Here is a 23,861-nt window from a genome sequence, read left to right as displayed (position 1 = left end):
GGCTGTGCCTTCGTGATCTCCCGGAGGCAGTGAGGCTCGACGCACTGACGGGTCGCCGTTTCGCCAGGCGCGACCGACCAGCCGCCGGCACTCCGGGATTCGGGAGCCTGGGAATTCGGGCTCGTCGGGAAGTCAGGAGCATCCCGGGATCCGGGCGCTGAGGGGAATTCTCAGGTTCACGCACTGCGTGGCGAGTCGGGAAGACATGAACCCGGCCCTACTATCGGACCCGATGAGAGTGGACCGGAACGCAACAAAGCACCTGGTGGCGGTCGCGATCGTTGGATTCGTCGTGGTGGCGGGCACCGCGTGCGCGGGTGGCGAGGACGACGGTCCCCGGGCCGCGGCCGGTGACTTCCTCTCCGTCTTCGGCGCCCACCGCACCGACGAGGCCGCGCGCCGCACCGATTCCCCGCAGCGCGCCGCCGCCGACATCGACGCCGCCTTCTCCGGCCTGCGGGCCACCGGCATGACCGCGAGCACCGGCCGGTCCCAGGTGACCGGCGACACCGCCACCGTGGACGTGTCCTATCAGTGGGCGTTGCCGCGCAAGCAGACGTGGCGTTACGACGCGAAGCTGGCCATGTCCCGCACCGACTCCGGATGGCAGGTCCGGTGGGACTCCACCGACATCCATCCCGAACTGGGTGCGACACAGCAGATGTCGCTGCAGGACGTCCCCGCGCCGGTCGGGTCGGTCAACGAGAGCGACGGCTCGACGGTGCTCGAACCGGGCACCGTGATGCGGGTCGGGCTCGACGCGACCACCGCGGCGAAGACCGGTTCGGTCTCCGACGCCGCCACGCAACTCGCGGCCATCCTCGGACGGTTCACCCCCGGCCTCAGCCCACAGGCCATCGCGGAGGGCGCGACCGCGGTCTCGGGGAACTACGTCATCGCCACCATCGACCGCCGCCAGTACGACCAGGTCAGCGACCTCCTCGCCGCCGTCCCCGGCGCGACCACATCGGACCAGGCGGACCTGGTGCCCACCGACCCCACGTTCGCGCCGGATCTGGTGGGCCAGGTCAAGAAACAGGTGGCGAGCGACCTCGAGGGCAAAGCCGGCTGGCGAGTGCTGTCGCTGAACCCCAACGGTGCCACCGCCGGCGTGCTCGCCGAGGTCGATCCCGCACCATCGCCGTCGGTGGACATCAGTCTGTCCCGCAGCGTGCAGCAGGCAGCTCAGCGTGCGGTCAACGCCGCGTCGCGTTTCCAGACCATGATGGTGGTCATCCAACCCTCGACCGGGCGCCTGCTCGCCGTCGCGCAGAATGCGTTGGCCGACAAGGTCGGTCCATTGGCCACGACGGGTCTCTACCCGCCCGGGTCGACGTTCAAGATGGTCACCTCGGCCGCCGCGATCGCGACCGGGTTGTCGAAGCCGCAGACCGTCGTCGGATGCCCCGGCGAGGTGACGATCGGCGAGCGCACCATCCCGAACTACAACAACTTCTCCCTCGGTGAGGTGACGATGCAGAAGGCGTTCGCCCGGTCCTGCAACACCACCTTCGCCAAGCTGGCCAGCGAGATGGGCCCGTCCGACCTCGCCAACGCCGCCGCGCGCATGGGCATCGGTACGAAGTTCGATGTGCCGGGCATCCCGGTCGACTCCGGCTCGGTCCCGATCGAGCCGGCTCTCATCGCCCGCACCGAGGACGGCTTCGGGCAGGGCAAGGTCCTCACGAGTCCGTTCGGGCTCGCCATGGTCGCGGCCACCGTCGCCCACGGATCGACGCCGGTGCCCCAGCTGATCCTCGACCGGGCCACCACGGTGTCCGGCCCGCACCCCGACATCGACCCCGCCGTCGTGCGGGCGCTCCGGCCGATGATGCGCGAGGTGATCGTCGACGGCACCGCCGACCGGATCAAGGATCAGGGCGAGGTGTTCGGCAAGACCGGTGAGGCCGAGGTCCCGGGCGGTTCGCACGCCTGGTTCGCCGGTTACCGCGGCGACCTCGCCTTCGCGACCCTCGTCGTGCTCGGCGCGAGTTCCGACAACGCCGTCGGCGTGACGCGCGACTTCTTCACCGCCCTGCCGCCCGACTTCCTCGACTGATCCCGGCGCGCTCGCGGGGCGAGGAGGAGCACCGTCGGGAGCGGATATGGTGGATACATGTCCGTACGTACAGCTCTGGAGCCGGGTGTCGTCTCGCCGACGCTGGCTGTCCCGTCGTCGATACCTCGCCCGGAATACGTCTGGAAGCCGAGTGCGAACGAGGGACACGAACCGTGGGTGCAGACCCCGGAGACCATCGAGAAGATGCGCGTCGCCGGCCGGATCGCGGCCGACGCCCTCGCGGAGGCGGGCAAGGCGGTCGAGCCCGGCGTCACCACCGACGCACTCGACCGGATCGCGCACGAGTACATGATCGATCACGGCGCGTACCCCTCGACGCTGGGTTACCGCGGTTTCCCGAAGTCCTGCTGCACCTCGCTGAACGAGGTGATCTGCCACGGCATCCCGGATTCGACCGTCATCGAGGACGGTGACATCGTCAACATCGACGTCACCGCCTACATCGACGGCGTGCACGGCGACACCAACGCCACCTACCTCGCGGGCAACGTCTCGCACGAGGTGGCCGACCTCGTCGAGCGCACCCACACCGCGACCATGCGGGCGATCAAGGCGGTGCGGGCGGGTCGTGAACTCAACGTCGTCGGTCGTGTCATCGAGGCATACGCGAACCGGTTCGGCTACAGCGTGGTCCGCGACTTCACCGGCCACGGGATCGGCGAGACCTTCCACAACGGGCTCGTGGTCCTGCACTACGACCAGCCGAATGTCGACACCGTCCTCGAACCGGGGATGGTGTTCACCATCGAGCCGATGATCAACCTCGGTGGACTCGCCTACGACGTGTGGGACGACGGCTGGACCGTCGTGACCCGCGATCGCAAGTGGACCGCCCAGTTCGAACACACCCTCGTCGTCACCGACGACGGTGTCGAGGTCCTCACCCTTCCCCCCGCCTCTGACACGGCGCTGTAGACCGGCGTGCGAGGCGCGCTGCTGATCGGCGGCACGAGCTCCGACGCGGGCAAGAGCCTGCTGGTGGCCGGCCTGTGCCGTGCACTGCACCGCCGCGGGGTCGCGGTGGCGCCCTTCAAGGCGCAGAACATGTCCAACAACTCGGTGGTCACCGTCGACGGCGGTGAGATCGGCCGGGCACAGGGCATGCAGGCGCTGGCGTGTGGACTGGAACCGTCCACGCGTTTCAACCCGGTCCTGCTCAAACCCGGTGGCGATCGCCGGTCCCAGGTCGTGGTGCGCGGTCGGGCCGACGGATGGATCTCGGCGACCGACTACCACAGCCGCCGGATCGCCCTGGCGGAGGTCGTCGACGCCGAGCTGGCCTCGCTGCGTGCGGATTTCGACGTCGTGATCTGCGAGGGCGCCGGCTCGATCGCCGAGATCAATCTCCGGGAATCCGACATCGCGAACATGGGGTTGGCGCAGGCGGCCGACATCCCCGTCATCGTGGTGGGCGACATCGACCGCGGGGGAGTGCTGGCACACCTGCTCGGGACCGTCGCGGCGCTCGGTGCGCACGACCAGTCCCGGGTGGCCGGGTTCGTGGTCAACAAGTTCCGTGGGGCGCAGTCGATCCTCGACCCGGGACTCGACCAGCTCCGCGCCCTCTCCGGTCGACCCACGCTCGGTGTGGTGCCCTACGAACCCGATCTCTGGCTCGATGCCGAGGACTCGCTGTCGTCGCCGATCGGACGCACCCTCGGGCTGTCGACGCCCGGCATCGGCACCGACCGGTTGTCCGTCGCCGCCGTCCGTCTGCCCCGGCTGTCCAACTCGACCGACCTCGAGGCGTTGGCCTGTGAACCGGGTGTCGACGTGCGCTGGGTCGCCGACATCGCGAGCATCGCCGGCGCCGACCTCGTCGTCCTGCCCGGAACCCGGGCCACCGTCTCCGATCTCGCCTGGATGCGGGAGCGCGGACTCGACCGCGCCCTGATCGATCGGGCCGCGCGCGGCCGGGCGATCATCGGCGTCTGCGGCGGCTACCAGATGCTCGGTCGGACCATCCTCGACGAGGTCGAGTCGACCTCGGGTGCGCCCGGGCCGGTCGACGGACTCGGCATCCTGGACATGACTGTCGAGTTCGCGGCGCACAAGACGGTGCGCCCGGTGCGCGGCAGGTGCCAGGGCAGGCGAGCGCAGGGGTACGAGATCCATCACGGCCAGGTGACCGCCTCGTCCGACGACCCGTGGGTCGTCGACGACGACCACGGCCCCGAGGGCACGGTCACGGGTGCGATCCGCGGTACCCACTGGCACGGGCTGCTCGCCAACGACGACGTCCGCCGGGATGTGCTGCGCGATGCGGCACAGGCGGCCGGGAAGACCGGCTTCGTCGTCGCATCCGACACCGATTTCACCGCGATCCGGATGGCGCAGATCGACCGGATGGCCGATCTCGTCGACGATCATCTCGACATGTCCGCGATCATCGCGCTCATCGAGTCCGGCGCCCCGGACGACCTGCCGACGGTGGGCATCACCCTCGACGCCGGTGGCCGGGACGAGCGGCGCACGTAAGCTGGTGTCGATGAATGTCGAGACCACGACCGTCGCCGTCGGCGACCTGGAGTTCACCGTTCGAGTCGGCGGCCCGCAGAACGGTCCCGTCGTCCTGCTGCTGCACGGATTCCCCAGCAGCGGAACCTGCTTCGACCAGATCGTCCCCCGGCTGCACGAGTCCGGCCTGCGAACCGTGGTACCCGACCAGCGTGGGTACTCGCCGGGCGCCCGTCCGCCGAACGTCGGCGACTACCGCATCGAACACCTGGTGTCCGATGCGGTGGGCATCCTCGACGGACTCGGCATCAACTACGCGTTGGTGGTGGGCCACGACTGGGGTGCGATCGTCGCCTGGCATCTGGCCGGTCGGCACCCCGGCCGGCTGACCGGACTCGTCGCCGTCAGCGTGGGGCACCCGTCGGCGATCGCCGGGGCGCTCACACAGAGCACCGACCAACGCGAACGGTCCTCCTACATCCCGATGCTGATCGATCCCGCCTCGGAGGATCGGCTGCTCGCCGACGACGCCGCGTTCCTGCGGGGTCTGCTGCCCGACGACTCGTGCGCGCCGCTGCTCGAACGGTCCGGCCTCACCGGTGCGACCAACTGGTACCGGGCCAACTTCAGCGGCGACATCGCCGCGAACATGGCCTGTGCGCCCGTGGAGGTCCCGACCACGATGGTGTGGAGCGACGGCGACACCGCGCTGGGGCGCGAGCAGGCCGAGGCCAGCTCGCGATTCGTCTACGCCGACTACCGCTTCTGCGAACTGTCCGGCGTCGACCACTGGATCCCGCAGAACGCCGCGCCCGCGCTCGCCAGCGAGATCGCGTTGCGATCCGCGGTGTTCTGATCCGCCACGTTCTCCAACCACCCGACGAGAGGAGGTCGCGATGCCGTATCTGGCCGTGATCTATGTCCTCATCATCGTCGTCGTCCTGGTGGACATCGTGGTCACCGACGGCCGCACCGTGCGCGGGGTCCCGAAGCCGGTGTGGGCGCTGCTGTCGATGGCGCTGCCGTTGGTCGGGCCGATCGCGTGGTTGGCTCTCGGGCGTCCCCAGAAGGACGAGTCGCAGAAGGACGGGTCCCAGGAGCACGACGCGCAGAAGAACGAGAAAACCCGTGCGACATCGGGTTCGGTCCCGGAGATGGATGCCGAGACGCAGGCCGCCCTGTTCGCGGCGCAGGTGCGCGAACGCGCCGAGCAGCAGCGTCGCATCGCCCGCGAACAACGCGACCGCTAGCCCCGGCGACCCGCCGCCGAGGTGTCGAGGCGCCGGGTCAGATCATCGACCCGTGCGGCGATGTCGTCGCGGACGAGTCGCATCCGTTCGACGCCCTCGATCCCGCGGTCCGACGGTTCGTCGGTGTCCCACGTCTCGACGATCGGACCGGGACCCGGATCGAACCGCGCCTCGCGCCCGAGGACGATCACCCAGGTCATGCGGCGGGCGAGGTCGAGGTCGGTGGCCTTCGGGTGTTCGTCTCCGACATCGACACCGACCTCACGCAGAACGGCCACCGACATCGCGTTCAGTGCGGTGCCCGGCCGCGTCCCCGCCGAATGGATCTCGGCGGCGTCGTCGCCCGCGGCCGCGCGCATCAGTCCCGCGGCCATCTGTGACTTGCCCGCATTCTTCACGCAGACGAACAGGACCGAGGGCGTCGGACCCGATGTGCCGTCATCGGGGTCCCCCCGACACGGGGGAATCGGCGAAGCGCCTGCGCAGGGCGAGCGACACATAGACCAGGCCCACGAGCACCGGGACCTCGATCAGCGGACCGACGACACCGGCCAGCGCCTGTCCGGACGTCGCCCCGTAGGTGGCGATCGCCACGGCGATGGCGAGTTCGAAGTTGTTGCCCGCGGCGGTGAACGCAAGGGTGGTCGTCCGCGCGTAGCCGAGTCCCATGGCGGCGCCGAACGCATAGCCGCCACCCCACATGACGGCGAAGTAGACGAGCAGGGGCAGCGCGATGCGGACCACGTCGAGTGGCCGGGACGTGATCTGGTCACCCTGGAGCGCGAACAGGACGACGATCGTGAACAGCAGTCCATACAGCGCCCACGGGCCGATGCGAGGGATGAACGTCGTCTCGTACCAGTCTCGGCCCCTGGCCTTCTCGCCGAGAAACCGTGACGCGAACCCGACGACGAGGGGGATGCCGAGGAAGATCAGCACCGACCCGGCGATCTGCCACGGTGAGGTCGAGATGTCGGTCTGCTCGAGGCCCAACCAGCCCGGCAGGACCGACAGATAGAACCAGCCGAGCACGGCGAACATGACCACCTGGAACACCGAGTTGATCGCGACCAGGACCGCGGCGGCCTCGCGGTCCCCACAGGCGAGGTCGTTCCAGATGATGACCATGGCGATGCAGCGGGCGAGGCCGACGATGATCAGTCCGGTGCGGTACTCCGGCAGATCGGGCAGGAACAGCCAGGCGAGTGCGAACATGACCGCGGGGCCGAGGACCCAGTTCAGTGCCAGTGAGCCGAGCAGCAGCCTCCTGTCGCCGGTGACCGTGTCGAGTCGGTCGTAGCGGACCTTGGCCAGCACCGGGTACATCATGATCAGCAACCCGACCGCGATCGGGAGCGAGACGCCGTCGACGGAGATCGTCGACAGCGCGTCGTCGAGCCCCGGGACGGCACGGCCGAGCAGCAATCCCGCGACCATCGCGACGCCGATCCACACCGGAAGGAACCGATCGAGAGTCGACAGCCTGCCCACGACCGCCGATTCGCCCCGGGTGTCGGTCGTCGCGTTCACGCGAACGCGGCCGTTCCGGTCGTGGCCGGGCTGGCGACCTGCAACACGAGCGCGAGCTGGGCCAGGGCGGCCGGGGCGACGCGGTGATAGACCCACGTGCCGCGGCGCTCGGACTCGAGCAGGCCGGCTTCGCGTAACACCTTGAGATGGTGGGAGATCGTGGGCTGCGACAGGTCGAACGACCCGGAGATGTCGCAGACGCAGGCCTCGCCGCCCTCGTGTCCGGCCACCAGACTCAGCAGCCGGAGGCGCACCGGATCGCCGAGCGCCTTGAACATCCGCGCCAGCCCGGCGGCAGCCTCCGGCGACACGGCCTCGGTGATCAACGGGGTGGGGCAACACTCGTCCGCCGGCGGCACGACCGCCTGATTCGACATCTGTCTATATTGACGGCTGTCGAATCAGACGTCAATCGAGTGCGACGGCTCAGATGTCGAGTCCCAACAGTGCGTTCTCCAGCACCTCGGGCATACCCGGGTGAATCCAGTACTGGCCCGTGGCCATCGACGTCGCGTCGAGCCCGAAGTGCAGGGCCTGGATGACCGGTTGGATGACCGTCGGCGCCTGGGGGCCGATGATGTGGGCGCCGAGGAGGCGGCCGGTACCGCGTTCGGCGATGACCTTGCACAACCCGGTCTTGTCCTCCATGGCCCAGCCGTAGGCGACATCTCCGTAGTCCTGCACCTTCACCGTGATGTCGAGGCCCTGCTCACGTGCCTGCGACTCGGTGAGACCCACCGACGCGATCTGCGGGTGGGTGAAGACCGCGGCGGGGACGAAGCGGTGGTCGAACGCCTCGAGCTCGTCGGAGTCCCAGGCGCGCAGCAGGTTCGCCTGCACCTTGCGGGCCTCGTGGTTGGCCACGTGCTTGAGCTGGTACGGCGAGCTGACGTCGCCGAGCGTCCAGACGTTCTCGGCAGCCGTACGACCGAACTCGTCGCACTCGACGCGGCCCTGATCGTCGAGCGACACCCCGATGGTGTCGAGATCGAGCCCGTCGCCGTTGGGTCGGCGACCGGTGGCCACCAGCAGGGCGTCGCCGACGAGCGTCGTCCCGTCGGACAACTCGAGTTCGACGGTGCCACCGGTGCCCGTGCGTGCCGCGGTCACCGAGGCGTTCAGACGCACGTCCCACGTGTTCTGCGCGATCTCGGTGAACCGATCGGAGATGTCGCCGTCGAGGTGACGCAGCAGGTGATCGCCGCGCGCGACGATGGTCACCTCGCTGCCGAGAGAGCCGAAGACATGCGCGAACTCGGCCGCGATGTAGCCGCCGCCGACGATCAGCAGCCGCCGCGGCAACTCGGCGAGTCGCATGACGTCGTCGTTGGTGTGGAACGGCACCCCGCCCTCGGTGATGGCCTCCGGGATCACCGGTCGCGAGCCCGCGGCGACGACGACCTTCGCTGCGGTGACCTCGTCACCGTCGTCGGTCCGGAGTCGGTAGCGACCGTCCTCGGTGCGCCCGGTGAAACGGACGTGCGAGTGATACACGGTGATGTTGTCGCACTTGTCCTCCCGGTAGGACAGCCCGCCCGCCGAGATCGGGTCGATGCGACCGAAGATGCGGCCCACGACATCGCGCCACCGCACGTCGTCGATGTGGCTGTCGACGCCGTATCGCTCGGACTCCGTGATCGTCTTCGCCACCTCGGCGGCATAGACGAACATCTTGGTCGGGATGCATCCGACGTTGAGGCAGGTGCCGCCGTAGACGCCCTTCTCGAACATCGCGATCGTCATGTCGTCGAAGCGATCATCGGGAATCGAGTTCCCGCTGCCGGATCCGATGATGGCCAGGTCTACGTCGGTCATGTACGCGCTCCTCGTGCCGGGACGGTGCCCGGGTTCGGTGGATGGATCTCACGGCGGGTGGACAGCGTGGGGGTGTTCTCCGACAGCCACCGGGACAGCTCGGCGTAGGCGGCGGCGCGGGGTTGCGCACGCGACAGGAACACGTCGTGGCGTGCACCCTCGATCGGCACCGCGGTGACCCGGTTGCCGAGACAACCGCTCCAGCGCGCGATCTGTGCGGTGTCGAGGACGTTGTCGGCGGTGTCGACGGCCGGACGGTAGGGACCGCCGAGGGCGCTACGCGCCGACCGCAGCACCAGCGACGGCACCCCGACGTCGAGTCCTCGATGGAGACGGGCGTGTCCACGGCGGACGGCGGAGAGGAACCCGAAGGTCACCGGGAAGCCCGAGAGGGGTTTGAGTCGCAGGTCGTAGTCCCATTCGCCGTGCGCCGAGCTGTGCAGGCTCTGCCCGTAGCCTCCGGGCAGTGTGCGGGGGATCACCCGCAGGCCGCCCAGTTTCGCCACCACGTTGACGAAGACCGTTCCGTAGGAGCGCAATCCGGGTGGTCCCTGGAGGTCGAACCAGGGGCTGTTGAGCACCAGACCGGTGACCCGGTTGTGCCGCTGCGGATCGCGGGTCCGGAGGCGATCGAGCCACAGCGGGGTGATCAGACCGCCCGTCGAGTGCGCGGCCACCACGATCGGGGTGCCCGGGTGCGCGGCGTCGATGACGTCGAGCGCGGCGTCGAGTTCGGCGTCGTAGAGCGCGAGGTCGGAGATGTAGTGCGGGGTGTGACCGTCACGGAGCGACCGACCGCATTTACGCAGGTCGAGGGCGTGAAAGTCGTAACCGGCGTCGGCGAACGCGTCGGCGAGCGCCACCTGGAAGAAGTAGTCGGTGAAACCGTGGACGTAGAGCACCGACGGTCGCACACCCTCGGTGTCGGCGGGCAGGGCGGTCCGGCGGTGGCGGACCAGCGTGGCGTCGATGGGCGCCTCGCCGTCGGGGTCGTCGCCGAGGTCGATCGTGAGGGCCTCGAAGCCGTCACCGAGCAGGTCCGGACGCCACCGCGCGGACCCGGCCGCGAGCGGTGTGTCGGAGGTGGGGGGCACGGGCGTGTGCGAGGTGGAAGCCACTGTCCAACTGTACTGAGCCGCCGGTGCGCTTTCCCACACCGACGTTTCGATCGGTGCTCTCATGGGGGACAATGGACTGCAGATGTTCCCGGACCAATCGGCCCGGAGTACGACAAGGGAGTTGAGCGTCAAGTGTCTTCATCGTCTGCGGTCGTCAAAACCGACGTCGTCCTGGTCGGAGCAGGAATCATGAGCGCCACCCTCGGTGTGCTCATCCGATCGCTCCAGCCCGACTGGTCGGTCAGCGTTTTCGAGCGTCTCGACGCGGCCGCGGCCGAGAGCAGCGATCCGTGGAACAACGCGGGCACCGGGCACTCCGCGCTGTGTGAGCTGAACTACACCCCGCAGACGGCCGACGGTGGTGTCGACATCACCAAGGCGATCACCATCAACGAGCAGTTCCAGGTGTCGCGCCAGTTCTGGGCGCACGCCATCGAGAACGGGATCCTCAGCAACCCCAGCGAGTTCATCAACCCCATCCCGCACGTGAGCTTCACCCACGGCGCCGACGGGGTGGACTACCTGCGCAAGCGCTACGACGCGCTCGCCGGACAAACCCTGTTCAAGGGTATGGAGTACATCGACGACCCGGCCGAGTTCACCAGGCGACTGCCGCTGATGTCGACCGGCCGTGACTTCTCCGACCCGGTCGCGCTGAACTGGTTCGAAGGAGGCACCGACGTCGACTTCGGCGCCCTGACCCAGAAGCTGCTCAACACCGTCGCCGACGGCGGCACCGTCAACTTCGGCCACTCGGTCACCGATCTGAAGAAGCAGTCCGACGGCAGCTGGATGGTCAAGGTCGTCAACCTGCGGACCAAGCAGAAGACCACCGTGCACGCCGGTTTCGTCTTCGTCGGTGCCGGTGGCGGCGCCATCCACCTGCTGCAGAAGTCCGGCATCAAGGAGGCCCGTCAGTTCGGTGGGTTCCCGGTCAGTGGAGCGTTCTTCCGCTGCACCAACCCCGATCTCATCGACGAGCACCACGCGAAGGTCTACGGACGCGCCGCGGTGGGCGCGCCGCCGATGTCGGTGCCGCACCTCGACACCCGTGTCATCAACCACAAGCCGGGCCTGCTCTTCGGGCCCTACGCGGGCTGGTCGCCGAAGTTCCTCAAGGAAGGCAGCAACCTCGATCTGCTCAAGTCGGTGACGCCCTTCAACGCGTTCCCGATCGCCAGCATCGCCCCCAAGGAGTTCGGGCTGCTGAAGTACCTCATCAGTGAGCTCGCGGCGAACTCGAACGACCGGGTCAAGACCCTGCAGGAGTTCGTGCCGCGCGCTCTGGGCGCCGACTGGGAACTCATCACCGCCGGGCAGCGCGTCCAGGTCATCCGCAAGAACGGCGCCATGAGCGGCGCCCTCGAGTTCGGCACCGCCGTGGTGAACTCCGAGGACGGCACCATGGCCGGCCTGCTGGGCGCCTCGCCCGGCGCGTCGACCGCCGTGCCCGCGATGCTCGACGTCCTCGAGCGCTGCTTCCCGCGGCACTTCGAGGCCTGGAAGCCGGCGCTCGCCGAGATGATCCCGTCGTTCGGGCACAAGCTGTCCAACGACGAGTCGCTGTTCCGCGAGGTGTGGGACTGGACCTCGAAGGTGCTCGAACTGTCGAGCACCCCCGCCGACGACTCGGTCGCCGACGACGAGCGCCGCGTGGCGGCTCCCACCCCCGTGTGATAGTCACAACCACATGACTGCCACCGCGACGCTGCACCGGAGTTGGGCCCAGGACCTCGACACCGCTCTGATGTACAAGATCCTGAAGTTGCGCGTCGACGTGTTCGTCGTCGAACAGTCCTGCCCCTACGCGGAACTCGACGGGCGCGACCTCGACCAGGACACCCGGCACCTGTGGCTGCAGCAGGACGGTGACGTCGTCTGCACGCTGCGTCTGCTCGAGGAGCACGACGACGGCAAGTCGTTCCGCATCGGGCGGTTGTGTACCGAACGCGCGCACCGCGGTCAGGGACACACCACCCGACTCCTGCGGACCGCGCTGGCCGAGGTCGGGTCCCATGCGTGTCGCATCGATGCGCAGACCTACCTGGTGGACATGTACGCCAAGCACGGTTTCGCGCCGGAGGGGCCCGAGTACCTGCTCGACGGCATCCCGCATGTGCCGATGCGTCGCGGTGGCGGGGAGCCCTGGCAGGCCTCGTGACCCATTCCTCCCATCCCGACCCCACCGACCTCCCGCTCGCCCCGTACCCGTTCACCGCGGTCGTGGGTCAGGATGCGCTCAAACTCGCCCTGATCCTGTGCGCGATCGCCCCGTCGATCGGCGGGGTGCTGATCCGCGGCGAGAAAGGCACGGCCAAGTCCACGATCGTGCGTGCGCTGGCGCCGTTGCTGCCCGCCGACGGCCCGACCGGCGCGGTCGGACGCGTCGTGGAACTGCCGATCGGTGCCACCGAGGACCGGGTGGTCGGGTCGCTCGACGTCCAGAAGGTCTTGCGCGACGGCGACGCGTCGTTCACCCCGGGACTGCTCTCGGCGGCCGACGGGGGTGTGCTCTACATCGACGAGGTGAACCTGCTCGCCGACCACCTCGTCGACGTGCTGCTCGATGCCGCCGCGATGGGGCGGGTGACGGTCGAACGCGACTCGGTGTCGCGCAGCTACGCGTCCCGGTTCGTCCTCGTGGGCACCATGAACCCGGAGGAGGGCGAGCTGCGGCCACAGCTGCTCGACCGGTTCGGTCTGACCGTCGCGGTCACCGCACCCCGCGACGTCGACGACCGGGTCGAGGTCATCACCCGTCGGATGGACTACGACGCCGACCCGACCGCGTTCGCCGATCGCTGGCGCGCCGCCGACGAGTCGATCGCCGCATCGATCGCGACCGCACGGGCCGCGGTCGGATCGGTTCGGTTGCCCACGTCGGAGATGCGTCGCATCGCCGCCATCTGCACGCAGCTCGACGTCGACGGCCTGCGCGGCGACATCGTCGTCGCCCGGACCGCCTGCGCCCACGCCGCGTGGCGAGGTGTCGACGAGGTCGACGAAACCGATGTCCGGGCCGCCGCGGAGCTGGCATTGCCGCACCGTCGTCGCCGAGACCCGTTCGACGACACCGACATGAGCCGCGACGACCTGGACTCGGCGATGGACGCCGCCGCAGAATCGGCGCAGCAGCAGGACGGCGACCACGACGGCGGTGACGGCGACGGACCGACCGATCCCACCGACGGCGGAGGTGATCCCGACGACGACCCGACCGACCCAGGGCCGGACGACGACCCCGGATCGGGATCGCCTGCCCCGGAGAGCTCATCGCCCGCCGACGGCCCCGTCGAGTCGAGTGATCCGTCACCCACCGACGCCGACGACGCGGCGACGCGGCGTGATCCGATCCCGGTCGGGCCGCCACCGTCGAACCTGGCGCTGTCGCAGACCGCGTCGGTGACCCGCACGTTGCGGGTCGCCGGTGTCGGTGACGGCGACCCCGGTCGGCGTTCGCCGGCGCGCAGCAGACGTGGACACACGGTCGGATCGACCACATCGGTCGACGGTTCCGGGATCCACCTGCACGCCACCGTGTTGGCCGCGGCGGCCGGTCACGGCGAGCGCGGTGGTGGGCCACGACTGCGGGTCACGCCGGCGGACCTGCGGGGGGCGGTGCGCATCGGTCGCGAGGGCAACCTGGTGGTGTTCACCGTCGACCTGTCCGGGTCGATGACCGCGCGCCGACGACTCGACGCGGTCAGTGGCGCCTGCGCGGCGCTGCTGCGCGACTCCTACCAGCGGCGCGACCGCGTCGCGGTGGTGGTGCTGCGCGGGTCGAGCGCCACCGTCGTCGTCCCACCCACCCGGTCGGTCAGCATCGCGCTCCGTGGGCTGTCGGGGGTGTCCACCGGCGGCCGGACCCCGCTGGCCGAGGGACTGATCGAGGCCACCGCGCTGGTCGAGCGCGCCCGGCACACCGACCCGCGCCGCCGTCCGCTGGTCGTGGTCCTGACCGACGGCCGCGCCACCAGCGGTCCCGACGCGGTCGGACGTTCCGCATCCGCCGCCGCCCGGTTACGCACCCGCGGTGTCGACAGCGTGGTGGTCGACTGCGAGCAGGGCATGATCCGCCTCGGGCTGGCCCGTACGCTGGCCGGACACCTCGGCGGCGGCTACGTGGCGATCGACGAGATCACCGCCGACGCCGTCACCGGCGCCGTCCGGGCCGCGGCCTGACCCGGCCACCGTTCGCGACAGGACACCGATCGAGAGGAGTGCGACTGTGCCGCAAGGAGTTCCCGCCGTCGTACCCGACGACGGACTGACCACCCGACAACGCCGCAACAGCGCTCTGCTCGCGGTCCACACCGGTGACGGCAAGGGGAAGTCGACCGCCGCGTTCGGCATGGCCATGCGGGCATGGAACGCCGGCCTCGACATCGGCGTGTTCCAGTTCGTCAAGAACGCCAAGTGGAAGGTCGGCGAGGAGACCGCGATGACCGCACTCGGCGAACTGCACGACCGCACGGGACAGGGCGGCCCGGTGCAGTGGCACAAGATGGGCTCGGGCTGGTCGTGGATACGGCACGGCGACGCCGAGACCGACCACGCCGAACAGGCCCGCGAGGGGTGGGCCGAGATCGCCCGCCGACTGCGCGACGAGACGCACGACTTCTACGTCCTCGACGAGTTCACCTACCCGCTCGGCTGGGGCTGGATCGACCTCGACGAGGTGCTCGACGTCCTGGCCGAGCGCCCCGGCAAACAACACGTCGTCATCACCGGTCGGCGAGCACCCGAGGGCCTCGTCGCCGCGGCCGACCTCGTCACCGACATGACCAAGACCAAGCATCCGATGGACGCCGGACGCAAGGGACAGAAGGGAATCGAATGGTGAACCCGGCGATACCCACCGTGGTCATCGCCGCTCCCGCATCGGGCAGCGGCAAGACCACCGTCGCGACCGGACTGATCGGTGCGCTGACACGTGCCGGGCACCGGGTGGCCCCCTTCAAGGTGGGCCCCGACTTCATCGACCCCGGCTACCACGCGGTCGCCGCGGGCCGCCCCGGACGCAATCTCGACCCGAACCTCGTCGGCCCCGACCGTGTCGCGCCGTTGTTCGCCGCCGGGTGCGCAGGCGCCGACTTCGCCGTCGTCGAGGGCGTCATGGGTCTGTTCGACGGGCGGATAACCGACGATGACCTACAGGGCAGCGGTCCCGGGGGCGGCGGTTTCGACGGCAGTGGCCCGGCCATGGGGTCCACCGCGCACGTGGCCGCTCTCATCGGGGCCCCTGTCATCGTCGTGGTCGACGCGTCGGGGCACAGTCAGACGCTCGCCGCGATCCTGCACGGACTGCGCAGTTTCGACCCGTCCGTCGACATCTGCGGTGTCATCCTCAACCGTGTGGGCTCACCGCGTCACGAACACGTGCTGCGTCAGGCGTGCGACCGCGTCGGGTTGCCGGTGTTCGCGGTGCTGGGTCGGGCGACCGAACTGGTCGTCCCCTCGCGCCACCTCGGGCTGATCCCGGCCGTCGAACACGGGGGAGCGGCGCGCACCGCCGTCGACGCGATGGCGCAACTGGTCTCCGAGACAGCCGATCTCGCCGCCGTGGTGGCCGCCGGACGTACGCGCCGTGCGATGTCGGGACCGGTGTGGTCGGCCGCCGAGGAGGTCGCCGTCGCGCGGGCCCGCACCGACGCCCGCGCGCCGGAGCGACCCATCCGGGTCGCGGTGGCCGGTGGCGCCGCGTTCACCTTCAGCTACGCCGAGCACGCCGAACTCCTGGCCGCCGCCGGAGCCGAGGTCGTCGCGTTCGATCCCCTGCAGGACGGCCTGCCGGGGGATTCCGACGCGGTCATCGTCGGCGGCGGGTTCCCCGAGGAACACGTGCACACCCTCGCCGCCAACGTCGGCCTGCTCGAGCAACTGCGCGCGCACGCGGATGCGGGCCGACCGATCCACGCCGAGTGTGCGGGGCTGCTCTATCTGGCCCGCGACCTCGACGGCCACACCATGGCCGACGTGCTCCCGGTCCGCGGCCACTTCGGTCCGTCCCTGACCCTGGGCTACCGCGATGCGGTCGCGCTGGCGGACTCCTCGGTGTTCACCGCGGGCACCCGGATCACCGGCCACGAGTTCCACCGCAGCGTCGTCGAACCGATCGGGCCCGCCCAGGCCGCCTGGGGATGGCGACGGGTCGGGACCTCGCTGACCGACGGCGTCATCGCGGGGTCGGTGCACGCCTCCTACCTGCACACCCACCCGGCGGGTGCCCCCGAGTCCGTTGTCCGACTGGTCGATTCCGCCGTCGCGGCGACCGCCGAGGCGGAATTGGTCCCCGGACACACCTCGTCGGTACGGTCTACGCATGTCCGCACCCACCCCTGACGACCCGGCCGTGGCCGATGGGTCCGGCGACGACCACTATCTGGTCGGTCTCGACCTCCGCGGTCGACGCGTCGTACTGATCGGAGGGGGATCGGTCGTCACCCGCCGACTCGGCACCCTCTCGGCCAGCGGTGCCGACATCCACGTCATCGCGATCGACCCGACGCCCACCGTCGAGTCGTTCCCCGGTATCACCGTGGAGCGTCGTGCCTACCGTGACGGCGACCTCGACGGCGCCTGGTACGCGCTCGCCTGCACCGACGACGCCGAGGTGAACGCCGCGGTGGTCGCCGAGGCCGAGCGCCGACGGATCTTCTGTGTCCGCGCCGACGACGCCCGGCACGGCAGCGCGGTCACCCCGGCGTCGATCCAGCACGACCGCCTCAACATCGGTGTGCTCGCCTCGGGTGATCACCGGCGGTCGGCCCGCATCCGGTCGGAGATCGGCCAGGGTCTCATCGACGGGACCCTGGGCACCGCGGTCCCGGGGACCTATCCGGCCGGCGTCGCACTCGTCGGCGGCGGTCCGGGCGACCCGGAACTGATCACCGTCCGTGGCCGACGGCTCCTCGCCGCGGCCGACGTGGTCGTCGCCGACCGCCTCGCCCCACCGGCCCTGCTCGCCGAACTCGCGCCGTGGGTGGAGATCATCGACGCGGCGAAGGTGCCCTACGGCCGCGCCATGAAGCAGGAGGCGATCAACCAGGCGTTGATCGACCACGCCCGCGCCGGGAAGTTCGTGGTGCGCCTCAAGGGCGGTGACCCCTACGTCTACGGCCGCGGTTTCGAGGAACTGGCGGCGTGCGTGCAGGCCGGCGTCGCGGTGACGGTCGTCCCCGGGATCACCAGCGCCATCGCCGCTCCCGCCGCCGCGGGCATCCCGGTCACCCACCGCGGGGTGACCCACGAGGTGGTCATCGTCTCCGGTCACCTGAGGCCCGGACACCCCGACTCGCTCATCGACTGGCCCGCACTGGCGCGACTGCGGGGCACCATCGTGCTGATGATGGCGGTCGAACGGCTGGAGGAGTTCACCACCGCGCTCATCGAGGGTGGTCGTGACCCGCAGACCCCGGTCGCGATCATCGAACACGCATCGATGCCCACCCAGCGCAGCGTCACCGCCGACCTCGCCACGGCGGGCGAGGTCGCCCGCGCACAGGACATCCGCCCGCCTGCGATCGTGGTCATCGGCGAGGTCGCCGCGTTCGACGCGCTGACCGGATCACTGGGTCGGGTCACGGCCTGATCGGTGCGCAGATGCGACGCCGACCTCAGTCGGTGAGGATGATCAACTCGGTCGCCGACGCTATCTCGGTGCGCTGACCACCATCGGACACCACCGCCGCGAGCGAGTCGATGTCGCGCACCCGCTTGCGGGTCGTGACCAACGACCGCGCCATCACACCCTTGTGGTGTTTGTTGAAATGGCTGACCACGCTGCGTGATCCGTCCTGGGCCTCGGTCAGTACGGTCACGTCCATCGCCCCGGGGATCGGACCCAACGAGCGGTAGCCACCCGACCGCAGGTCGACAACCACCTCGTCGTCGAGCCCGGCCAGCGCCTCGGTCAGGTCCGGCTTCCACTGCGCGGCCAGGGTTCCCATACCGGGCAGCTTCGATCCCGACGACAACCGGTAGGCGGGGATCTGATCGCGGGCCCGCACGACCCCGAACAGTGCCGATCCCACCGCGAGTCGGTCATCGGCCTTGGTGCGCGACGCCCGGGTCAGGTCGCCGACGCCGAGTGCGTCGTAGAGCACTCCGGTGTACCGCTCGATCGCCGGTCGGGTCGCCGACGTCCACAGTGCGGCGTTGCGATCGACCTCGCCGAGTTGTCGCTGCCCGAGGCCCAGGACCGCCGCGCTGCGCGCGGGGTCGTCGGCCAACTCCACCAACGCCGTCGCGATGCGATCACGGACGGGGGTGAGAGACGGGAACGACAGCGTCGTGAGGTCCAGCGGGGCGCCACGCCCGCCGTCGGACTTGGTCTCCGAGGGCGGCAGCACGATGAGCACAGATGTCGACGGTAGTGCGCCCGTCCGTACGGCCCCCACCCGAGGGCGGGCGGGGGACGACAGGGCATCCGACCACTAGGGTTGGCGTTCGTGATCACCCGCATGTCGAACCTGTTCGTCCGCACCCTTCGTGACGATCCCGCGGACGCCGAGCTGCCCAGCCACAAGCTGTTGGTGCGCGCCGGTTACGTCCGCCGGGTCGCGCCCGGCATCTACAGTTGGCTACCGCTGGGACTGAAGGTGCTGCGTCGCGTCGAGGCGATCGTCCGCGAGGAGATGGACCAGATCGGCGGGCAGGAGATCGTGTTGCCCGCGCTGCTGCCGCGCGATCCGTACGAGGTGACCCATCGGTGGTCGGACTACGGCGACGACCTGTTCCGGCTCAAGGACCGGCGCGGCGTCGACATGCTGCTCGGCCCCACCCACGAGGAACTGTTCGCCCTCCTGGTCAAGGGGGAGTACACGTCCTACAAGGATCTGCCGGTGACGCTCTATCAGATCCAGAACAAGTACCGGGACGAGGCGCGGCCCCGCGCAGGCATCCTGCGCGGCCGCGAGTTCGTCATGAAGGACTCCTACTCGTTCGACCTCGACGACGCAGGCGCGAAGGTGTCCTACGCGAACCACCGCGAGGCCTATCAGAGGATCTTCGAACGCCTCGGCATCCGCTACGTGATCGTCGCGGCGACGTCGGGGGCGATGGGCGGCAGCGCATCCGAGGAGTTCCTCGCCGAGAGCGACAACGGCGAGGACACCTACGTGCGCTCCACCGAATCGGGATACGCCGCCAACGTCGAGGCCGTGCTCACCCCGGCACCCGCGCCGCGCCCGGTCGACGGCCTGTCCGACGCGGTCGTCCACGAGACGGGGTCGACCCCCACCATCGCAACCCTCGTCGAGTGGGCGAACGCGACCCTGGATCATCCGGTGACCGCCGCCGACACCCTGAAGAACATCCTGGTCAAGGTGCACCACCCGGGGGCCGAGACCGAGATCGTCGGCGTCGGCGTTCCCGGCGACCGCGACGTCGACATGAAACGTCTCGAGGCATCGTTCGAGCCCGCGACGGTCGAACTGCTCGAGCAGGCCGACTTCGACGCCAACCCGTTCCTGGTCAAGGGATACATCGGTCCGAACGGGCTGCTGCACAACGGCGCCCGCTACCTCGTCGACCCGCGGGTCGCCGACGGCACCGCGTGGATCACCGGCGCCGACGAGATCGGCAAGCACGTGGTCGGTCTGGTCGCAGGCCGCGACTTCGTCCCCGACGGCACGATCGAGGCCGCCGAGGTCCGTGACGGTGACCCCTCACCGGACGGCCACGGCACCCTGGTGGCCGCCCGCGGCATCGAGATCGGTCACATCTTCGCCCTCGGCACGAAGTACACCGACGCGTTCGGCGTGGACGTGCTCGGCGAGAACGGCAAACCGGTGCGTCTGATCCAGGGGTCCTACGGGGTCGGTGTGTCCCGTCTCGTCGGCGTCATCGCCGAGCAGACCCTGGACGACAAGGGCCTGGCGTGGCCGAAGTCGGTCGCCCCGTTCGACGTCCACGTCGTCATCGCGAACAAGGACGCCGGCGCCGCCGACGGTGCGTTGGAGATCGCCCAGAGTCTCGACGCGTCGGGACTGTCGGTGCTGCTCGACGACCGCAAGGCGTCACCCGGGGTGAAGTTCAAGGATTCCGAACTGTTGGGGATGCCCACGGTGGTCGTCGTGGGCCGCGGCTTCGCCGACGGACTCGTCGAGGTGCGCGACCGTTCGACCGGCGAGGTCACCGAGGTCGGTCTCGACGCTGTCGGATCAGCGGTTGCCGGTACCCGGTAGCGCCACGGTCGACGGGGAGACCCGCAGCACCAACCGCCACGCCGCGGCCCGGCGCGCGCTGTCGGTGAGCCCGTCGAGCCCGGACCGGCGCTGTGCGTCGGTGTCGGCGCGTTCGAGCAGCGACCGGTAGGCCCGGGCACAGTCCTCCTCGGCGAGGAGTACGGCGCGGATGGCGGTGATCGGGTCGGTGACCGCCACCGGGATGACGTACCCCGGTGCCGGCGCGGGCGCGGTGCCACCGGCCGCGACGATCAGACCCTCGAGTTCGTCACGCCGCGAACGGTGTTCGGCGGTGAAGTCGTCGATGTCGGAACGTCGCGTCGCCGACGCGTAGGCGACGGCCACGCCGTAGACGAACACCGCGGCGTTCTCGGAATCGATCGCGGCACCCAGACCGTCGGTGGCGGTGCTCATCCGAGCTGCACCTGTGCCTCGGCGTTGCACGCGGCGGCGATCGAGCCGAGCATGCCCGCCCGGTAGCCGCTCATGCGCACGGCCAGGTCCCCGGTCGACGACGCGGCCGACGTCAACCGCTCACGCAACTGTTCGACGGTCGTCACCGCGGGGGCGGCGGGTGCGGCGGACGTACCGGATGTCGGCGGGGCGCCGGACGGTTGCGCGGACGCTGCCGCCACCCCGGCCGACGTGCTCGGGCGGGCGAGATCGGGAGCGAGGCGGGCGATCTCGTCGTTCAGCGTGGTGGCGTGCGTCTGACGCTCGGTCGCGATGACGGCCAGAGCGGCTGATCGGTCGGGATTGCGGGCGCTGAGAGTCCGCGCCGCAGCCGCGTCGTCCGACGCCGCGAGCGACAGGGGAGCGAGCTGTTCGGCGATACGGGTCGACTCGCTGATGCCCGAGTCGCCGCCACACGCCGCCAGCACCGTCCCGGACGCGGCGAGACCGCCGGTCACCGACGCCGTGCGCACCAGCATCGACCGACGGCTGATGGTCCGCGCGATGCGGGGGCAGGGGAGATCGGCCGCGGCGGTGGGCCCGGGGCGTGGCTGCGCGATGGTCACAGGCGCAATAGTGCCACCGCGCGCCTGCGTCGTTCGCGTCAGGCGACACCGTCGTCGCGCCGCGGTCGGTCGCCGGTGGCGGAATCGGTGTCGCGTGGGGGGTAAACTCCTGGGGCACCGCAGCAGCCCGCGGCGAGGGAGATCCGATCCGATCGGGTCGTTCCGGCGGCGAGCACCGTGAGACAACTACAGACGAGGAGGCCCAGATGTCCGGCGACACCGAGGCGATCACCGTCCTGATCTCACCCGTCGTGCACGCACAGGGTTTCGACCTCGAAGAGGTCATCGTCCACCGATCCGGCGACCGCAGTGTGGTCCGCATCCTGGTCGACCGCGACAACGGGGCCGAACTCGACGTCCTGGCCGATCTCAGTCGTGAGATCTCCGCCGTCGTCGATGACGCCCCGAAACCGATCCTGGGGGCGTTGGCCTACACCCTCGAGGTCACCTCGCCGGGAGTCGACCGCCCCCTGACCGCGCCTCGTCACTGGCGACGGGCCCACGGCCGCAAGGTCATCGTCCAGATCGCCTCGGGCGGGGCGGCCGATTCCCCGACGGAGAAGGTCGCGGGACGCATCGGTCGACTGAACGACGACGAGACGGTCGTCGACCTGGTGATCACCCACGGTGGACGCAGCGACGTCCGCCGGGTGGATCTGACCGACGTGGCGTCCGCGGTGGTGCAGGTGGACTTCGGAGGGCCCAGTGCCGACGAACGCGAGCTGTGCGGACTGCTGGAGAAGAACGTGAGAGGAAACACATGAACATCGACATCGCCGCACTGCGCATGATCGAGGCCGACAAGGGCATCCCGGCCGACACGGTCATCACGGCGATCGAGACCGCCCTGATCACCGCCTACCGCCACACCGACGGCTACGCGCCGCACGCGCGCATCGACGTCAACCGCAAGTCCGGTGAGGTGCGCGTGATGGCGCAGACCCGTGACGAGAACGACCAGCTCATCTCCGAGTGGGACGACACCCCCGAGGGCTTCGGCCGGATCGCCGCCACCACCGCCCGCCAGGTCATCCTGCAGCGGCTGCGGGACGCGGAGAACGAGAAGAACTTCGGCGACTTCGTCACCCACGAGGGCGAGATCGTCGGCGGTGTGGTGCAGCAGGACTCACGCGCCAACGCGCGCGGCCTGATCATCGTCCGCATCGGCAGCGAGGCGACCGGCACCGAGGGGGTGCTCCCGTCGGCCGAGCAGGTCCCGGGTGAGACCTATCGCCACGGCGACCGGATCAAGTGCTACGTCGTCGGTGTCGCACGCGGTGCCCGCGGTCCGCAGATCACGCTCTCGAGGACCCATCCGAACCTGGTGCGCAAGCTGTTCTCGCTGGAGGTCCCCGAGATCGAGGACGGTTCGGTCGAGATCGTCGCGGTCGCCCGCGAGGCCGGTCACAGGTCGAAGATCGCGGTGCACACCCGGGTGTCCGGTCTGAACGCCAAGGGTGCGTGCATCGGGCCGATGGGCCAGCGGGTGCGCAATGTGATGCGTGAGCTCAGCGACGAGAAGATCGACATCATCGACTACGCCCCCGACCCCGCGGTGTTCGTCGGCAACGCGCTGTCGCCGTCGAAGGTGGTCTCGGTGACGGTGATCGACCCCGTCGCCAAGGCCGCCCGTGTCGTCGTGCCCGACTACCAGCTGTCGCTGGCGATCGGAAAGGAAGGCCAGAACGCCCGGTTGGCGGCCCGGCTGACCGGCTGGCGCATCGACATCCGCTCCGACGCCGAAGCCCCGGTCGACGCGTCGGCCGACGCGGCGGAGAGCTCCTCCTGAACCGGATCCAGGTCTGCCCGACACGGCCCGCCGGACGCTTGTCGTCGGCGATTTGCGGTGGGCGGTAGACTCTTCGATGGTAGAAAAAGCGCTGACGACCACCGGTCCCGTGCGAACGTGCATCGGATGTCGCCAACGTGCCGCGATCGCAGAACTCGTGCGGGTCGCGGCGGCAGCAGAGCACGGTGCGACGGTCGCCACGATCGACCGCACCTCGACCATGCCGGGTCGGGGCGCCTGGCTGCATCACGATCCCGATTGTCTTCGGGCCGCGATGCGGCGGAGGGCGTTCGGTCCGGCGCTCAGGGTGCCGGGTCTCGTGGTGAACGCCGACGATCTCGAACGTGAGATGTCGGACGCAGCCCCTCCTGGCGCGTAGGAAACCGATCGCGGTGCGATCGGGGTGTGAGCCGGTCACAGACGTGACCGGTCGAGAGCGGGGGACTGCAGAGTCCCTCCGCAGAACGGGTGGCAGAAGACATGAGCACACCGTGAAGTTCCCACGATGAGCACGTTTCTAACGTAATCCGAGGTCGCAGCGGGCAGCCCGCTCGACCTCCAAGTGAGGAGAGCAGTGGCAGGCAAGGCCCGCGTGCACGAGTTGGCAAAAGAACTC

At 69.7% G+C, this 23,861-nt stretch carries 23 protein-coding genes; 15 read left to right on the top strand and 8 right to left on the bottom strand.

What is annotated here, in order from left to right; translation table 11 throughout:
- The first annotated feature begins 232 nt into the window (after positions 1-232).
- The 5 genes from JHC79_RS00755 to JHC79_RS00735 are packed head-to-tail and all read left to right on the top strand — an operon-like array spanning position 233 to position 5,787.
- On the top strand, positions 233-2,059 hold the full coding sequence (locus JHC79_RS00755) for a penicillin-binding transpeptidase domain-containing protein (RefSeq protein ID WP_296387968.1): 1,827 nt from the start codon (positions 233-235) through the stop codon (positions 2,057-2,059).
- A 57-nt stretch (positions 2,060-2,116) separates the two neighbouring features.
- Positions 2,117-2,995 (top strand): type I methionyl aminopeptidase, encoded by an 879-nt coding sequence (gene map / locus JHC79_RS00750; protein ID WP_296387967.1) that lies wholly within the window; start codon positions 2,117-2,119, stop codon positions 2,993-2,995.
- 6 nt (positions 2,996-3,001) lie between these two features.
- Entirely contained in the window at positions 3,002-4,558 is a 1,557-nt protein-coding gene (locus JHC79_RS00745) for a cobyric acid synthase (RefSeq protein WP_296387966.1), read from the top strand.
- Between the two features lie 10 nt (positions 4,559-4,568).
- Positions 4,569-5,393 carry an alpha/beta hydrolase gene (locus tag JHC79_RS00740; protein ID WP_296387965.1) on the top strand — a complete coding sequence of 275 codons (825 nt, stop codon included), beginning with the start codon at positions 4,569-4,571 and terminating at the stop codon, positions 5,391-5,393.
- Positions 5,394-5,433: 40 nt separating this feature from the next.
- The gene (locus JHC79_RS00735) at positions 5,434-5,787 is read left to right on the top strand and encodes a PLD nuclease N-terminal domain-containing protein (protein ID WP_296387964.1); all 354 of its coding nucleotides are present in this window, start codon (positions 5,434-5,436) and stop codon (positions 5,785-5,787) included.
- Here the strand turns inward: JHC79_RS00735 and JHC79_RS00730 are convergent.
- Genes JHC79_RS00730 through JHC79_RS00710 form a run of 5 tightly spaced genes read right to left on the bottom strand, consistent with a single transcriptional unit; the run spans position 5,784 to position 10,250 of the window.
- Positions 5,784-6,287 (bottom strand): low molecular weight phosphatase family protein, encoded by a 504-nt coding sequence (locus JHC79_RS00730; protein ID WP_296387963.1) that lies wholly within the window; start codon positions 6,285-6,287, stop codon positions 5,784-5,786. The genes JHC79_RS00735 and JHC79_RS00730 overlap by 4 nt on opposite strands.
- Positions 6,226-7,317 carry an ACR3 family arsenite efflux transporter gene (gene arsB / locus JHC79_RS00725; RefSeq protein WP_296387962.1) on the bottom strand — a complete coding sequence of 364 codons (1,092 nt, stop codon included), beginning with the start codon at positions 7,315-7,317 and terminating at the stop codon, positions 6,226-6,228. The genes JHC79_RS00730 and arsB overlap by 62 nt, the downstream gene beginning before the upstream one ends.
- The gene (locus JHC79_RS00720; protein ID WP_296387961.1) at positions 7,314-7,694 is read right to left on the bottom strand and encodes a metalloregulator ArsR/SmtB family transcription factor; all 381 of its coding nucleotides are present in this window, start codon (positions 7,692-7,694) and stop codon (positions 7,314-7,316) included. The genes arsB and JHC79_RS00720 overlap by 4 nt, the downstream gene beginning before the upstream one ends.
- A gap of 49 nt (positions 7,695-7,743) precedes the next feature.
- Positions 7,744-9,132, bottom strand: coding sequence for a mycothione reductase (gene mtr, locus JHC79_RS00715; protein WP_296387960.1), 1,389 nt, complete (start codon positions 9,130-9,132; stop codon positions 7,744-7,746).
- Entirely contained in the window at positions 9,129-10,250 is a 1,122-nt protein-coding gene (locus tag JHC79_RS00710; RefSeq protein WP_296387959.1) for an alpha/beta hydrolase, read from the bottom strand. The genes mtr and JHC79_RS00710 overlap by 4 nt, the downstream gene beginning before the upstream one ends.
- A 132-nt stretch (positions 10,251-10,382) precedes the next feature.
- Between JHC79_RS00710 and mqo the strand changes: the two genes are divergently transcribed.
- The 6 genes from mqo to cobA are packed head-to-tail and all read left to right on the top strand — an operon-like array spanning position 10,383 to position 17,841.
- Positions 10,383-11,927 (top strand): malate dehydrogenase (quinone), encoded by a 1,545-nt coding sequence (gene mqo / locus JHC79_RS00705; RefSeq protein WP_296387958.1) that lies wholly within the window; start codon positions 10,383-10,385, stop codon positions 11,925-11,927.
- A 13-nt stretch (positions 11,928-11,940) separates the two neighbouring features.
- Complete coding sequence (locus tag JHC79_RS00700) at positions 11,941-12,411, top strand: GNAT family N-acetyltransferase (RefSeq protein ID WP_296387957.1); 471 nt, start codon at positions 11,941-11,943, stop codon at positions 12,409-12,411.
- Positions 12,408-14,432 (top strand): VWA domain-containing protein, encoded by a 2,025-nt coding sequence (locus JHC79_RS00695; protein ID WP_296387956.1) that lies wholly within the window; start codon positions 12,408-12,410, stop codon positions 14,430-14,432. The genes JHC79_RS00700 and JHC79_RS00695 overlap by 4 nt, the downstream gene beginning before the upstream one ends.
- A 46-nt stretch (positions 14,433-14,478) precedes the next feature.
- Positions 14,479-15,093: a cob(I)yrinic acid a,c-diamide adenosyltransferase gene (cobO, locus tag JHC79_RS00690; protein ID WP_296387955.1), complete on the top strand. Its 615-nt coding sequence runs from the start codon at positions 14,479-14,481 to the stop codon at positions 15,091-15,093.
- Positions 15,087-16,592, top strand: a complete 1,506-nt coding sequence (locus JHC79_RS00685; RefSeq protein ID WP_296387954.1) for a cobyrinate a,c-diamide synthase — start codon at positions 15,087-15,089, stop codon at positions 16,590-16,592. The genes cobO and JHC79_RS00685 overlap by 7 nt, the downstream gene beginning before the upstream one ends.
- Positions 16,573-17,841, top strand: coding sequence for a uroporphyrinogen-III C-methyltransferase (cobA, locus tag JHC79_RS00680; protein WP_296387953.1), 1,269 nt, complete (start codon positions 16,573-16,575; stop codon positions 17,839-17,841). The genes JHC79_RS00685 and cobA overlap by 20 nt, the downstream gene beginning before the upstream one ends.
- Before the next feature lie 25 nt (positions 17,842-17,866).
- On the opposite strand, the gene yaaA is transcribed toward cobA, so the two are convergent.
- The gene (gene yaaA, locus JHC79_RS00675) at positions 17,867-18,610 is read right to left on the bottom strand and encodes a peroxide stress protein YaaA (protein WP_296387952.1); all 744 of its coding nucleotides are present in this window, start codon (positions 18,608-18,610) and stop codon (positions 17,867-17,869) included.
- A gap of 90 nt (positions 18,611-18,700) precedes the next feature.
- On the opposite strand from yaaA, the gene JHC79_RS00670 reads away from it, so the two are divergent.
- Entirely contained in the window at positions 18,701-20,437 is a 1,737-nt protein-coding gene (locus tag JHC79_RS00670) for a proline--tRNA ligase (RefSeq protein WP_296387951.1), read from the top strand.
- Here JHC79_RS00670 and JHC79_RS00665 read toward each other — a convergent pair.
- Together JHC79_RS00665 and JHC79_RS00660 are read right to left on the bottom strand one after the other, a co-directional pair.
- Positions 20,414-20,851: a ferritin-like domain-containing protein gene (locus tag JHC79_RS00665; RefSeq protein WP_296387950.1), complete on the bottom strand. Its 438-nt coding sequence runs from the start codon at positions 20,849-20,851 to the stop codon at positions 20,414-20,416. The two genes, JHC79_RS00670 and JHC79_RS00665, sit on opposite strands and share 24 nt — an antisense overlap.
- Entirely contained in the window at positions 20,848-21,456 is a 609-nt protein-coding gene (locus JHC79_RS00660; RefSeq protein WP_296387949.1) for a hypothetical protein, read from the bottom strand. The genes JHC79_RS00665 and JHC79_RS00660 overlap by 4 nt, the downstream gene beginning before the upstream one ends.
- A gap of 206 nt (positions 21,457-21,662) precedes the next feature.
- Here JHC79_RS00660 and rimP point away from each other — a divergent pair, with 206 nt between their 5' ends.
- The 3 genes from rimP to JHC79_RS00645 all read left to right on the top strand — a co-directional run bounded on the left by rimP (position 21,663) and on the right by JHC79_RS00645 (position 23,624).
- Positions 21,663-22,220, top strand: a complete 558-nt coding sequence (gene rimP / locus JHC79_RS00655) for a ribosome maturation factor RimP (protein ID WP_296387948.1) — start codon at positions 21,663-21,665, stop codon at positions 22,218-22,220.
- Positions 22,217-23,245 carry a transcription termination factor NusA gene (nusA, locus tag JHC79_RS00650; protein WP_296387947.1) on the top strand — a complete coding sequence of 343 codons (1,029 nt, stop codon included), beginning with the start codon at positions 22,217-22,219 and terminating at the stop codon, positions 23,243-23,245. The genes rimP and nusA overlap by 4 nt, the downstream gene beginning before the upstream one ends.
- A gap of 76 nt (positions 23,246-23,321) precedes the next feature.
- Positions 23,322-23,624, top strand: coding sequence for a YlxR family protein (locus JHC79_RS00645; RefSeq protein WP_296387946.1), 303 nt, complete (start codon positions 23,322-23,324; stop codon positions 23,622-23,624).
- The last annotated feature ends 237 nt before the right edge of the window (positions 23,625-23,861 follow it).

The sequence above is a fragment of the Williamsia sp. genome (assembly GCF_016462415.1).
In the GTDB taxonomy this organism is placed as follows: domain Bacteria; phylum Actinomycetota; class Actinomycetes; order Mycobacteriales; family Mycobacteriaceae; genus Williamsia_A.
Note: the sequence above shows the minus strand (reverse complement) of the source record. Positions and strands in the feature narration are given on the sequence as shown.